Origin of the sequence: Protofrankia sp. CiT1 (assembly GCF_917627335.1) — a bacterium.
GTDB lineage: Bacteria > Actinomycetota > Actinomycetes > Frankiales > Frankiaceae > Protofrankia.
In genome coordinates this window covers 50,973-64,612 of record NZ_CAKJTP010000004.1, presented here as the reverse complement: position 1 = coordinate 64,612, position 13,640 = coordinate 50,973, and the positions used below count along the sequence as shown (strand labels likewise).

At 69.1% G+C, this 13,640-nt stretch carries 12 protein-coding genes; 1 reads left to right on the top strand and 11 read right to left on the bottom strand.

Annotated elements, in window-relative coordinates; all coding sequences use genetic code 11:
• Nucleotides 1-13 precede the first annotated feature (13 nt).
• The 11 genes from MJ785_RS01675 to MJ785_RS01625 all read right to left on the bottom strand — a co-directional run bounded on the left by MJ785_RS01675 (nucleotide 14) and on the right by MJ785_RS01625 (nucleotide 12,610).
• Complete coding sequence (locus MJ785_RS01675; protein WP_239346872.1) at nucleotides 14-520, bottom strand: SRPBCC family protein; 507 nt, start codon at nucleotides 518-520, stop codon at nucleotides 14-16.
• 2 nt (nucleotides 521-522) lie between these two features.
• Entirely contained in the window at nucleotides 523-798 is a 276-nt protein-coding gene (locus MJ785_RS01670) for an acyl carrier protein (RefSeq protein WP_239379946.1), read from the bottom strand.
• A 193-nt stretch (nucleotides 799-991) separates the two neighbouring features.
• Entirely contained in the window at nucleotides 992-2,341 is a 1,350-nt protein-coding gene (locus tag MJ785_RS01665; protein WP_239308129.1) for an acetyl/propionyl/methylcrotonyl-CoA carboxylase subunit alpha, read from the bottom strand.
• A gap of 87 nt (nucleotides 2,342-2,428) precedes the next feature.
• Nucleotides 2,429-2,947 carry a biotin/lipoyl-containing protein gene (locus MJ785_RS01660; RefSeq protein ID WP_239346873.1) on the bottom strand — a complete coding sequence of 173 codons (519 nt, stop codon included), beginning with the start codon at nucleotides 2,945-2,947 and terminating at the stop codon, nucleotides 2,429-2,431.
• Nucleotides 2,944-4,719, bottom strand: a complete 1,776-nt coding sequence (accA, locus tag MJ785_RS01655; RefSeq protein ID WP_239308117.1) for an acetyl-CoA carboxylase carboxyltransferase subunit alpha/beta — start codon at nucleotides 4,717-4,719, stop codon at nucleotides 2,944-2,946. The genes MJ785_RS01660 and accA overlap by 4 nt, the downstream gene beginning before the upstream one ends.
• Nucleotides 4,716-5,054 carry a TcmI family type II polyketide cyclase gene (locus tag MJ785_RS01650; protein ID WP_239308116.1) on the bottom strand — a complete coding sequence of 113 codons (339 nt, stop codon included), beginning with the start codon at nucleotides 5,052-5,054 and terminating at the stop codon, nucleotides 4,716-4,718. Before MJ785_RS01650 ends, accA begins: the two co-directional genes overlap by 4 nt.
• 231 nt (nucleotides 5,055-5,285) lie before the next feature.
• On the bottom strand, nucleotides 5,286-6,875 hold the full coding sequence (locus MJ785_RS01645; RefSeq protein ID WP_239379945.1) for a class I adenylate-forming enzyme family protein: 1,590 nt from the start codon (nucleotides 6,873-6,875) through the stop codon (nucleotides 5,286-5,288).
• Between the two features lie 50 nt (nucleotides 6,876-6,925).
• Nucleotides 6,926-8,077, bottom strand: a complete 1,152-nt coding sequence (locus tag MJ785_RS01640) for an acyl-CoA dehydrogenase family protein (protein WP_239333871.1) — start codon at nucleotides 8,075-8,077, stop codon at nucleotides 6,926-6,928.
• A gap of 200 nt (nucleotides 8,078-8,277) precedes the next feature.
• A complete protein-coding gene (locus MJ785_RS01635; protein WP_239379944.1) occupies nucleotides 8,278-9,654 on the bottom strand; it encodes a DUF2786 domain-containing protein in 1,377 nt (458 codons plus the stop codon).
• 162 nt (nucleotides 9,655-9,816) lie between these two features.
• Nucleotides 9,817-12,039, bottom strand: coding sequence for an ATP-dependent RecD-like DNA helicase (locus tag MJ785_RS01630; RefSeq protein ID WP_239379943.1), 2,223 nt, complete (start codon nucleotides 12,037-12,039; stop codon nucleotides 9,817-9,819).
• A gap of 142 nt (nucleotides 12,040-12,181) precedes the next feature.
• Nucleotides 12,182-12,610: an Hsp20/alpha crystallin family protein gene (locus MJ785_RS01625; protein ID WP_239308111.1), complete on the bottom strand. Its 429-nt coding sequence runs from the start codon at nucleotides 12,608-12,610 to the stop codon at nucleotides 12,182-12,184.
• Between the two features lie 310 nt (nucleotides 12,611-12,920).
• On the opposite strand from MJ785_RS01625, the gene MJ785_RS01620 reads away from it, so the two are divergent.
• On the top strand, nucleotides 12,921-13,640 hold a 720-nt coding region (locus MJ785_RS01620; protein WP_239379942.1), incomplete at its 3' end, for an NAD-binding protein.

Below are 13,640 nucleotides of genomic sequence, written 5' to 3'. Positions count from 1 at the left end.
CCCTTCTCGCTCGTCATGCGCGGATGTCGCGGGCCGTGCCGGCCACGCCAGCCCCGGCCACGTCGGCCCCACCGGCCGCCAGCTGTTCGACCTTGTCCCGGATGACCTCCAGCTGGATCAGCGAATTGATGTTGATTCGGGCGGTCATCGCCTCGTCGTCAACCGGAGCGTCCGGGCGCATGGCGAAGTCCTGTACCCACAGCATCCGCACACCGCCGTCGGCCTCCTCATACGTCCAGTAGATGTTCATGTACCGGAAGGGGCCCGGCTCGACGCGGTGCGCGCGCACCTCCCGACGGTCGCGGTCGGCCGTCCGCTCGCTCACCCATGACCAGACCCGCCCGTCCGTGTCCGGATGCATGGTCAGCCGGAAACGCACCGTGTTTCCCCGCCGCTCCAGAATCTCGGCCGAGGCATACTCCGTAAAGAGGCCAGGCCATTTCTCGACATCGTTGGTGGCGCTCCAGACAACATCGAATGGCGCGGCTATGAACACTGAGTTCTGGGTATGTCCAGACATTTTCAGGAGACCTCCTCAAAGCATTCGTTGACAACGGCGGCGATTTCTCCGAGCGTCATGGTGATGGCCTCGTCGGGAATCTCTACCCCAAACCTCTCAACGATCACAGCCTGTAGTTCGAGTACAGCCAAGGAGTCGATCTCAAGATTCTGAAGAGAGCTGTCTGGATTCCCGGAGAAAATAGCCGGATCCATACCGGCCTTCGTGACGAGAATCTCCGCTATCTGTGCGGGTGTCACGACTACCCGAGTATTTCCGGTGGTTTCCGCGCTCATCATCGTATCCTTTTCAGTAAGAGGCTCCGACAACAGGGCTGTCCGGCTCGCGATCCATCCACCCGGACGCCGCGCCCTGATCGAACGCCCTACCGCCGGAGCCCCTCGAAGCGCCCGGCAACAGGGGTGTGGATCAAGGAGCGGGGCTGAGCGCGTGCATCGCGAGGCGGCGCGGGCAGTCACCCTCAGCCACGCCCTAGTCCGTGACCATGCGGTCGACCAGGCCGGTCGAGTACAGCCCCTTCCGGAACTCGGTGTCGGTCAGCACCCGTTTGATGAAGGGGATGGTGGTGGCCACGCCGGGGCCGGCGACGTCGAACTCACCCAGGGCGCGTTCGGCCCGGCTCAGCGCCTCGGCCCGGCTGGGCGCCCAGACCGACACCTTGGCCAGCAACGAGTCGTAGTGCGGGCTGACCCGATAGCCGGGGAAACCGTGGGTATCGACCCGGACGAACGGGCCGGCCGGCGGGGTGAACCGCTCGAGCAGCCCCGGAGCGGGCGCGAACCCGCGGTCGGGGTCCTCGGTGTTGACCCGGCACTCGACCGCCACGCCGCGCGGGGCGACGTCATCCTGGCGCAGCCGCAGCGGCGTGCCGCTCGCCACGTACAGCTGCTCGTGGACAAGATCACAGCCCGTCACCATCTCGGTCACCGGGTGCTCGACCTGGATACGGCTGTTGATCTCTATGAAGTAGTGGTTCTGGTCCTCGTCGACCAGGAACTCGACCGTGCCAAGACCAGTGAAACCGACCGAGAGCGCCCCGCGCACGGCGTCCTGGCACATCTCGGCCACCCGATCGGGATCGAGTTCGGGTGCCGGCGCCTCCTCGACCAGCTTCTGGTGACGACGCTGGACCGAGCAGTCACGGGTGCCGAGGTGGATGCCCCCACCGTGCGCGTCGCAGAGTATCTGCACTTCGACGTGGCGTGCCCGTTCCAGGAAGCGTTCGACGTAGATCCGGTCGTCGCCGAACACGGCCCGCGCCGCGGCGCGTGTCCGGGTGTAGGCCCGAGCCAGCTCCGCGGCCGACCAGACAACGGTCATGCCGCGGCCGCCACCGCCGGCAACGGCCTTGATAATGACGGGATAACCGATGGCGTCGGCGATGTCGCGGACGTCCGCCGCGCTGCGGGCGACATCCGTGCTGCCGGTGAGCAGGGGCAGCCCAGCCTGGCGCATCAGGCCACGCGCCGCGTTCTTGTCGCCCAGCGACGCCATCACCTCCGGTGGGGAGCCGATGAAGACCAGACCGTTGTCCGCGCAGATCTCGGCGAAATCCGGATCCTCAGACAGGAACCCATAGCCAGGATGAATGGCATCTGCCTCCGTCATCCTGGCCGCTTCCACGATGGCCGCGACATTGCAGTAGCTGCGCCGTGGCGGCGGTGGCCCGATACACACCGCCTGATCGGCGTACCGCCGGACGACAGAATCGGCGTCCGCGGTCGAGTAGACGGCGACTGTCCGGACGCCGAGCTCGCGGCATGCCCGGGCGACCCGCAACGCGATCTCGCCTCGGTTCGCGATGAGAATTTTCTGGAACAACTCCATTACCCCCGCGGGAAAAGGGAAAGGCGCCCCCGGCGCCGCCGAGCGAGACGGTGCTGCCATGGTGCCGCGCCCGTCGGTCCGTCACTGGCGCGGCGTGATCTCAACGAGCACCTGGCTGAATTCGACCGATTCCCCGTTCTCAACGCAGATCCTGGTCACTGTTCCGCCGGTATCCGCGGTCACCGGGTTCAGCAGTTTCATTGCCTCGACGATGCCGATGGTCGCGCCAGCCTCGATGACCTTCCCCACGGTGATATAGGGCTCGGCCCCCGGCTCGGGGGCGTGATAGAAGGTCCCGACAATCGGCGCGGAGACGGCGACCACATGCCCGGCCCCGGCGTCCGCGAGTTCGCCGGGGCCGGCGGGGCCGGTGGGACCGGTGGGGCCGAGCACCGAGACGAGTGTGGCGGCCGGTTCCAGCTGGGCCGGCACAGCTGCCGTGAGGGCGGCCCGCGACCATTCGACCTCGATGGCCACATCGCCAGAGCAGACCCGGATACGGCCAAGGCCTGCCGGCAGTTCATCGGCCAGCCGCCTGGCATGCTCGTGCAGACAGCCCAGAACGTGCTGGCGCTGATCGGTCGTGCTACCCGTTCTCATGCGGCCGTCTCCTTTTCCCGTGGCGCGGGCAGGGGCAGCGGCGCCGGGACCGAGGCTGGGACCGCCACCGCCGCTTGGCCGAACCGGCGGAACCGCGCGCGCCGAGCGTTGACGAGTTCGGCCCTCGGTACCGGCATCAGCGGCCGCAGTGTTTCTCCCACCGCGGCCCGGAGCAGGTCCGCGGCGCCGGCATGATCCGCCTGCGCTCCCCCGAGCGGCTCCGGCACCACCCCGTCGACGATGCCCAGGCGCAACAACGACGGGGCGGTCAGGCCGAGCGCACGCGCCGCCTGAGCCGCCGCCTGGGCGTCGTTCCACAGGATCGCCGAGCAGGCCTCCGGGCTGATGACGGAAAAGACACCGTTCTCCGCCACCAGAACACGGTCCGCGACAGCCAGCGCGAGTGCGCCGCCGCTACCGCCCTCACCAGTGATCACAGCGATGATCGGGGTCGCGAGCGCCGACATCCACTGGATGGCGTGCGCGATCGCGGACGCCTGGCCTCTTTCCTCGGCCTCGCGGCCGGGGTAGGCGCCAGGGGTATCGATCAAGGTCACCACGGGCAGGCCGAGGCGGGCCGCCAGCGACATCACGCGCATGGCCTTGCGGTAGCCCTCGGGCTGCGGCATGCCGAAGTTGTGCGCGATGAGGTCCGCGGTCGAGTGTCCCTTCGCTGTCCCGATGACCGCCACGGCGAGTCCGTCGATCTCCGCAAGGCCCGCGACCACCGCGCGGCAGTCGCCGTACAGGCGGTCTCCGTGCAGCTCGACGAACGAGTCGAAGGAACGGGCGAGATAGTCCCGCACGGTCGGGCGGTCGATGTCGCGGGCGAGCCGTACCGTCTCCCACGGATCCCGCTGGACCAGCCGCTCCGGGTCGGTGATGACCACGCCCGCTGGCCCGCTCGCTGGCCCGCTCGCTGCTCCCCCGGCGGACGGGCCAGCGGGCGGGCCGGCAGCCCCCCGCGCGCGATGCCCGGCAGCGAGCAGCCGGCTCAGGCATGTCCGCAGGTCCGCCCGGTCGGCGACGATGTCGACCTGCCCCTTGCTGGCGAGAAACCCGCTGCTCTGGAACTCGGCGGGAAGCTCCTGCCCGATGGTCTGGCGGATGACGCGGGGGCCGGCGAAACCCATCCGGCTCCCGGACTCAGCGACGATCACGTCCGTGTTCGTCGCAAACGATGCCGCCACCCCACCGTAGGTGGGGTCGGTCACCAGGCTGATGGACAGCAGGCCCCGTTCCCGGTGCCGCTGGACGGCAATGCCGGTCTTCGCCATCTGCATCAGCGACAGGCACCCCTCCTGCATCCGAGCGCCGCCGGAGGTCGCCACGATGAGCAGCGCGAGCGCCTCGTCCGCGGCATGTTCGATCGCGAGGGTAATCATTTCCCCGACCGCCGAACCGAGGCTGCCGCCCAGAAAACGGAAATCCATGACGGCCGCGACGAGCGGGTAGCCGCCGATTTCTGCCCTACCGCACAGCACCGCTTCGGGCAGTGCCGTCTCCTGGCGTGCGGCCTCCCAGCGCCGGCGGTAGGGCCGGGTATCGGTGAAGTCCAGGATGTCAAAGGGAACGGGTTCGACCAGCAAGGGCGTGAAACTGCCCGTGTCGAAAAGCTGATCGGCCCGTTGCGGCGCTGTGAGCCGGTCGTGGTGACCGCATTCGGGACACACGAGCAGGTTGCGGGCCAGCCGCCGGCCGTAGACGAGCGCCGCGCAGGATCCGCAACGGGTCCAGGCGGCGGCCGTCGCCGTGGCGGTGGCGCTCTTCACGCGGCCTCCCCCCGGGGTGTGCTCTCAAAGGTGTAAAAGCAGTGGGCCATCGCGTCCGCGGGCGAACGCCATGTCTTCAGATACGGCCGAATATGTTGCGTCAGGCGGTCGCTGACACGCTTGAACTCCTCGTGGCCACGTGCGTTCTCAACCGTCCGGCGACCGTCGTCGACGGTTTCCAGAAGATGTATGTAGAGATCTCCGAGGGAGTAAAGGGAACGGTGGACGACACCGGCCGCACGCGGCAGACCGGTGGTGTCTGACTCCGCGAAGATACGCGCGACATCCTGCTGGGAACCGGGTTCGATTTTGGCAACAATCAGCGTTCTGTGCATGTTGCGATCCCCCTCCGCCGAGCTGGCCGGGAAACCCCGGGACCGGGGCCGGCAGGGCCGCTGACCCATTCACGGCAACGTTTCCAGTCCAGACTGACCCACTACCGAGAGTAAGTGTGATCACACAATGCGTCCACCGCTACCGTCCGCGCAGGCCTCGGGCAGAAAGATCCCAGCGATCGTGCCTGGCTGGCCGCGGCGATGGATCGACCACCATCCGTCAGACACGCCCTAGCTCTCGCGCGGTGACTCCTGCGCGATCGTCTCCCGCAGGAGGAACTTGCGCACCTTGCCCGATGCCGTCCGGGGAAGGTCGTCGACGACATGCCAGTCCACCGGCACCTTGAAGTAGGCGAGCCGGGACCGCGCGAACGCGGCCAGCTCGTCGGCGGTGGTGGCGCTGCCGGCAGCGGGCACGACGAACGCGACCGGAACCTCGCCGAGGCGCTCGTCGGGCGCGCCGACCACCGCCGCGTCCACCACCCCGGGGTGGTCCAGCAGCGCTTCCTCGACCTCACGCGGGTAGATGTTCTCCCCGCCGCGGATGATGACGTCCCGGATGCGTCCGTGGATCCGCAGGATCCCGGCCGCGTCCATGGCGCACAGGTCACCGGTGTGCAGCCAGCCCTCGGCGTCGAGCGTCCGGCTGGTGGCCTCGGGATCGTCGTGGTAGCCGCTCATGTTCAACGGCGAGCGGATCCACAGCTCACCGTGCTCGCCCAGGTCCGCGGTGGTCCCCTCGGTGCCCGGCCGGATGATCCGCACCTCGCGCCGCGGTAACGCCCGCCCCAGCGTCTCGGCCTTCACCAGATCACTGTCCGAGGGAAGACAGGCGGTTGCGTTCGGCGCCTCGGACTGGCCGTAGGAGATGACGACGCGGCAGCCGAGCACGGCTTCGGTACGGCGGATCAGTGCCGGTGGCACTGTCGTGCCACCGGTCTGGATGACCTGAAGGCTGCTGATGTCGTACCGGGCGAGGCCGGGGTAGGCCAGCAGGTCGTACAGCATCGTCGGGACGGCACCGAGCGCCGTGACCCGCGCCCGCTCGATCAGCGACAGGGTGCGCGCCGGCTCGAAGCCCGGGGACAGGACCATCGTCCCCGCCGAGGCGAACGTCATCAGCACCCCGGACACCGAACCGCCCACATGGTGCAGCGGCAGCCCGGAACACCACACCAGCGGACCGGCGAAGACGCGCCCGGCGATCCGGCCGGTGTTGAGCACGGCGAAGTGGGACAGCACAGCGCCCTTGGGCCGCCCTGTCGTCCCCGAGGTGTACTGGATGAGAAAAGGTGCCGCGGGGGAGACCACGGGCAGCGGCCCCGGACGCGGCGGCAGCGCACGCGCCAGCTCCTCAAGCGCCACGACCCGCACCGGCCGGCCGGGCAGCTCGTCGGCGAGGGCCCGCGCACGCTCCCGTAACGGGGAACCTCGGTGCTCGGCGGCCGCGATAATGAGCCGCGCGCCGGACTGGCGCAACTCGTGGCTGACCTCCTCGTCCCGCAGCGAGGTGTTGATCGGTACGAGTACGGTGCCCGCGAGCGCGCCGGCGCACTGCACCACGACCCAGTCGGGGCAGTTGGGCGCCCACAGGGCGACCCGGTCCCCCGGTGCCACCACGCCGAGCAGGCCGGCCGCCACGGCGGCGGCACGATCCACCAGCTCGGCGTAGGTCACGGTGGCAATACCAAGATCATCTTGCCAGCGTAACGCGGGCCGGTCCGGATGCCGGTCGGCGACCTGGCGCAACCAGTCACCGACCGGCATCTCGCACAACGCGACGCCGGTGTCGGCCGGCCAGTGGGCGGTGGTGAGCGTCATGCCCGCCGCCCGACGGCCGGCGCCCGATACCGGTCAGTCGCCATTACCCGTCAGTCTCCATCAAGATCAAGTGACCGGCCCACGATCTCCTTCATGACCTCGTTGGAGCCGGCGTAGATCCGCTGCACCCTGCCGTCCCGCCACAGCCGGGCGATCTCGTACTCGTTCATGTAGCCGTAGCCGCCGAACAGCTGCAGGCAGCGGTCGACCACCTCGCACTGGGTGTCGGTCGTCCACTGCTTGAGACCGGCGGCGTCGACCGCGCTGAGCGCACCGTCGAGGTGGGCGCGCACAGCGGTGTCCACGTAGGCCTGCGCGACATCGCACAAGGTCCTGACCGCGGCCAGCTCGAACCGCGTGTTCTGGAACGAGCCGATCGTCGTCCCGAACGCCTTGCGGGTACGTACCTGCTCCACGGTCAGCGCCAGCGCGCGCTTCATGATGGCGACGGCGCTCACCCCGGCGCCGAGCCGCTCCGTCCCGAGGCTTTCCATCAGGTGGTAGAAGCCGCGGTTCTCCTGCCCGAGCAGGTTCGACGCGGGCACCCGCACCTCGTCGAAGAACAGCTCAGCGGTGTCCTGCGCCTTCTGGCCGATCTTGTCGAGCTTGCGGCCCCGGCTGAAGCCCGGCGCATCCGCGTCGACGACGAGCAGGCTGATGCCCCGGTGACCGGCATCCGGGTCGGTCTTGACCGCGACCACCGCCTTGTCGCACAGCAGCCCGTTGGTGATAAAAGTCTTCGAGCCCGACACGACATAGCTGTCACCGTCACGGCGCGCGGTCGTACGGATCGACTTGAGATCCGAGCCCGCGCCGGGCTCACTCATCGCCAGCGCCCAGATGATGTCCCCATTCACCGAGCCGGGCAGCCAGCGCGCCTTCTGCTCGTCGGTGGTCAGCTTGATGATGTAGGGCGGCATCACGTCGTTCTGCAGCCCGAAACCGCAACCGACGCTGCCGGTGGCCCAGAACTCCTCCGTGAGAACCACGCTGTACCGGTAGTCCTCAACCCCGGCGCCGCCGAACTCCTCCGGGACCGACCACAGCAGCAGACCCGCCCGGCCGGCCTTGCGCCAGACCTCTCGGTCGACGACCCCGGCCTGCTCCCACTCGCTGCTGTGCGGGACGCACTCCTTCTCAAAAAAAGTCCGAGCGAGCCCGCGGAACTCCTCGTGCTCAGGTTCGAACAGGGTGCGACGCACCAGACCAGCTCCTTCATGCCAGAGGGTCGGCGGGCACGCGATCACCGCTTCGCGCACACGCTCGCAGGCCCCAGAGGACACGCTGGCCCGCGCCGGGAACAGCCGTTCACCAGCCAGCAAAGATATCCTCTTACTGATTACACGATTTGACAACACATCTCTATCAGAGGGCAGGAGCCCCGGCGACGCCGGTCGGGTGGTCAGCCGGGCCGGGTGTCGCTCACCTCGGCGCGGGCGGCCAGGGAGGCGACCTCGGCCGCGGCCCGGCCTGACAGCCAGCCCTCCTGGTCGTTCGCTGTCACCGGCCGTGACACAAGGTCCGGGAACATCGTCCGGATCGCCTCCCTGACGGTCTCGTCCCGCGCGGCCAGAACAGGCAGCAGCCGCTCCCGGCCCGTCTCGGCGGCCGCCTCCGCCCCCGCCCGGTCGGTCGCGCCCTGCAGCCGCTCGCCGATCCGGATAGCGAAGGAGGTGAGGAAGGACTGGCGGAACGAACGGGTCCGCGACCGTCCGTAACGGTCCTGCCGGGAGCCCTCCCGTGTCATCGCCGTGGTCGCCTGCACCAACAGCGACGTGTAGAGCAACTCCACGCTGTCGAGATCGGAGTCGTAACCGAGCACCGTGGTGAAACCGAGATTCTTCGTCCACACCGCCCGGCAACGGTTCGCGCTGGCCACCTTGTCCAACAACAGCGCCTTGGGAGTCTCATAAGGATTGTCAACGCCGATCCGGCGGCCGGTCGGTTCGGCGCGCGAGCCGGTCTCGGCCGCCAGCAGGGCGTAATCGATGCTGTGGCGAGCCATGAGCTCCTGGGCCTTCGCGGTCAGCGCCTCGGCCTCCTCCGCGAAACCAGTCGACTCGGCCTTGGCCAGCAGCGCGCGGACCCGGTCGAGCATGCGCGCGTCGGCCGTACGGCCGGCCGCCTGGTCAGGGTGCAGGGTCCCGCGCCGCGCGGTCCCGGGCGGGGGGCACAGGCGCGCGAGCCTCGGCAGGGCACTGAGCACCCCGAGAACCGTCAGGGCGCAGCCAACCGCCGCGGCCCGGTCCTGGCCTTCGCGCTCGCCCCAGGCATCGAGCCAGCCGTCGTCATCGGCCCACCAGACGGTGGCCTCGGCAGCCGCGAGCTGTGCCTCCCAGCGCTCGTCCACGGTGGCCGTGGCATACCGGCGCAGCTGACCGGCGATCGCGTCGACGGTCAGCCGCGCCGGGCGCGCGCCCGCCTCCCTGCTGACGGCCCGCATGACGTCCGCCGGCTGCCAGCCGCGGTCCCACGCCTCTTCCACCAGGCGATTCAGCCAGGCCACCAGGGCACGGTCGACGGCCCGGCGCCTGCTGGAGGAGGCCGGGGGCTCGGTCAGCAGCGCGACGTACCGGGACAACTGCGCGCTGTCCTCCGCCTGCCATGCGTGCAGTGCCGCACCGATCATGAGGTCGGCGGTCTCCCTGTCCCGCTGGTAGGCATCGGCATCACGACCAGCCGGCCGGTGGGCATCGGCAGCCCTGGCCCGGTTGTCACGGGCCCGGTTGTCACGGGCCCGCTGTTTGGCCTGCCGTCGTTCGCGGCTCCGACTCCCCACAACTACCCCACAAATGGAAAAAATCGTAATCGGATGGCATGGACGAACGGTGTGTTGGTGAACGACATACCCAGGAACACGCTTCGCGTGCTGCCCAGGGTACGGGCTGCGTCCCCGACCGTTTTCGGCGGCTTGCAACCGTCCGCGCGCGCCTGCGCGCGTTCAGTGATCGGACACCCGTAGCCTGTGGTCGAGCGCGGTGTGGCGGCGCCCGCCGCTCACGGTACGAACGGCCTGCCCGATCGCCCGGCGCGACCCGACCAGGACCACCAACGTGCGGGCCCGCGTGACAGCGGTGTAGAGCAGGTTACGTTGCAACATCATCCAAGCGCTGGTGGTGACCGGGATGACCACGGCAGGATACTCACTGCCCTGTGAACGGTGGATGGTCACGGCATAAGCGTGCGCGAGTTCGTCGAGTTCGGTGAACTCGTAGTCGACGTCCTCCTCCTCATCCGTGCGCACCGTGAGCTTCTGTTCGTCGAGGTCGAGCGCGGTGACGACCCCGAGGGTCCCGTTGAAGACGCCGCTGGCGCCCTTGTCGTAATTATTACGGATCTGTGTCACCTTGTCCCCGATGCGGAAGACCCGGCCGCCGGCCCGGCGTTCGGGCAGATCCGGACGTGCCGGGGTCAACGCCTCCTGCAGCAGCGTGTTCAGCGCTCCGGCGCCGGCCGGCCCACGATGCATCGGCGCGAGCACCTGCACGTCCCGGCGCGGGTCGAGCCCGAACTTCGCCGGGATGCGCCGGGCGACGACGTCGACGGTCATCCGCGCGGCGTCCTCGGTCTCGTCGGCGGCGAAGTAGAAGAAGTCCGACAGGCCGCGTACCAGCGGATGCTCCCCGTTGTTGATGCGGTGCGCGTTGGTCACGACACCGGATTCCCGCGCCTGCCGGAAGATATGGGTGAGCCGCACGTGCGGAACGGGCGTACCGGCGGCCAACAGGTCCCGCAGCACCTCACCGGCTCCGACCGAGGGCAGCTGGTCGACATCCCCGACCAGGAGCAGGTGCGCCCCTGGCGGGACGGCCTTGGCGAGCTTGTTGGCCAGCAGGAGATCCAGCATGGACGCCTCGTCGACCACGACGAGGTCGGCGTCCAGCGGCCGGTCACGATCGTAGGCGGCATCCCCGCCCGGGCGCAGCTCCAGTAACCGGTGGACGGTGGACGCCTCGTGACCGGTCAGCTCGGCCAGCCGTTTGGCGGCCCGGCCGGTCGGTGCGGCGAGCACCACCTTCGCGCCCTTGGCGCGGGCGAAGGTCACGACCGACCGCACGGTGAAGCTCTTGCCGCACCCGGGGCCGCCGGTGAGCACGGCGACCTTCTCGGTCAGGGCCAGTTTCACCGCCGCCTCCTGCGCCGGTGCGAGCTCGGCTCGGGTCCGCTCCCGCAGCCAGGCCAGGGCGGTGTCCCAGTCGACCGTGGCGAAGGAGGGCATCCGGTCACTGCGCGTCCGCAGCAACCGCAGCAACTGGCCCGCCAGCGATATCTCCGCCCGGTGAAAGGGCACCAGGTAGATCGCGACAGTCGGCTCAGCCGGGTCCTCCCCCGGGACCTCCTCGCGGACCACGCCATCCTCGCCGACGAGCTCGCCCAAAGACTCGATCACCGCTCCGGTGTCGACCTGCAAAATCTTGATCGCCTCGGCGATCAGCCGCTGTTCGGGCAGGAAACAGTTGCCGTCCCCGGTGGACTCCGACAGCGTGAACACCAGGCCCGCCTTGATGCGCTGCGGGCTGTCATGCGGAATCCCGACGGCCTTGGCGATCGTGTCCGCCGTCCGGAAACCGATTCCCCACACGTCGGTTGCCAGCCGGTACGGCTCCTTGCGCACCACCTCGATGGAGCGGTCGCCATACTGCTTGTAGATCCGCACCGCGAGCGAGGTGGACACCCCGACGCCTTGGAGGAAGACCATCACCTCCTTGATCGATTTTTGTTCCTCCCAGGCGGCCGCGATCGCCTTCGTGCGCTTGGGCCCGAGTTTGGGAACCTCGATCAGCCGGTCCGGCTGTTGTTCGATGACGTCGAGGGCATCGACCCCGAAATGCTCGACTATCCGTTCGGCGAGTTTCGGCCCGATTCCCTTGATAAGCCCCGAACCGAGGTAGCGGCGGATGCCCTGGACCGTCGCCGGCAGCACGGTCGTGTAGTCCTCGACGTGGAACTGCCTGCCGAACTGCGGGTGTGAGCCCCAGCGCCCGCGCATGCGTAACGACTCACCAGGCTGCGCACCGAGCAGCGCACCCACAACCGTGACCAGCTCGCCGGACCGACCGGCGTCGACGCGGGCCACGGTATACCCGGTCTCCTCGTTGGCATAGGTGATCCGTTCCAGCACCGCGTCCAGTACGGCCCCGCGGAACGGCTCCGCCGCTGGCATCCCGTGTGGTTCTCCCGTCCCGTGAGCGCGCCAGGCGACCGCGCCCACGGGCGCGGGGTGCCACCGGCTTCGCCGCCATGAAGGTCGCCATGAAGTATGCCCCCGGGCTGCGAAGCCGGCGCACCCGCGCTGGCCAGCCCCGTCAGGCCTGGACGGGGGACGGGCCGCCCGCGGTCGTGGAGATTTCCACCCGGCGCGGCTTGGCCTGCTCCGCCACCGGGATGACCACGGTCAGCACACCGTCGTCGTAGTGCGCGGTGAGCTTGTCGGTGTCGAGGGTCTCGCCGAGGAACAGCTGCCGGCTGAACCTGCCTCGGGGGCGTTCGGAAATGATCATATCGACGCCCTCGGACTCCCGGGACTCGGGGCGGTCGGCGGTGACGGCAAGAACATTGCGCTCCACGGTGAGGTCGATCGACTTCGAGTCGACACCCGGAAGATCAAACTGGATGAGAAACGCGTCACCCCTGCGGTAGGCGTCGATGGGCATGGCGGCCGGCCGCGCGGGAGTGCCGAACACCTGCTGGGTCAACCGGTCGAGCTCGCGGAAGGGGTCCGTGCGCATCAACATCGCGGGTCTCCTGTCTCAAGTTCTGGTACCTGCGGTTCCGGTACCTGCCGACAGCACATGTATACCCCACGGAGAGATTAGTTGACAAGAGAAGACGCAAGTTGCCTGCTCGTAGAACGCTCGGAAAGATGGATGCTCATCTGAACACCTGTGGTGGAGCGCCCGTGACGACAAGCCCGGCGAACGGGCGACATCGGGGCGCCTACCGGCGCGGCTGGCCCCGGCCCGAAGCGGGCACGGGGACGGCATACTGCGGCCAGAGCGGCCGGGTCGAACACGCAGGTGGAGGTAACGCGCAGGTGGAGGCGTGATGAGGGTCGTGTCCGGCCGGCCGGCCGGGCGGCGCTACCCGGCCGGCCGGCCGGTGTCCGGGCACGTCGTCGTCTGTGGGCTGAACGACCTGGGTTTCCGGATCGCCGAGCAGTTGCACGCGGCGGCAGTGCCGGTCGTCGTCATCGAGGGACGCGACGTCGGCTCACTGCGGCGCCGCCTTGAGCGGTGGGGAGTACCCGTCCTCAGTGACTCGGTACACACCGGTGACGCGCTGCGCCAGGCGTCGATCACCGGCGCGGTGGCACTGATCGCCTGCCACGACATCGACCTCGACAACCTCGAGACGGCGCTGCTCGCCACCGAGATCGCGCCCGAGCTGCGGCTTGTCGTACGGGTCACCAACGCCCAGCTCGGTGACCAGCTCGGCGCGGCGCTTCCCGCCGCGCGCGTGCTGAACCTCGCGGAGAAGGCCGGCCCCAGCTTCGTCGAGGCCTGTATCAGCTCCGACGTGCGGCACGCGTTCCGGCTCGGGCCGGAGATCTTCACGGTGGTGGACGTCCCGGTCAGCACGGCCGGGGCGTTCCGGCAGGTCTTCGGCAACCTGACACCGGTGGCGCTGCGCAGGCCGGGGGCGCGGCGGGTGGAGGTGTGCCCGGGCCGCGACACGTTCGTCGCCCCCGGCGACCGCATCGCGTTGCTCGGCAGGCTGGCGGACTTCGCCGACAACGGTGTCCGGGTGGTCGACTCCGGGGATGTC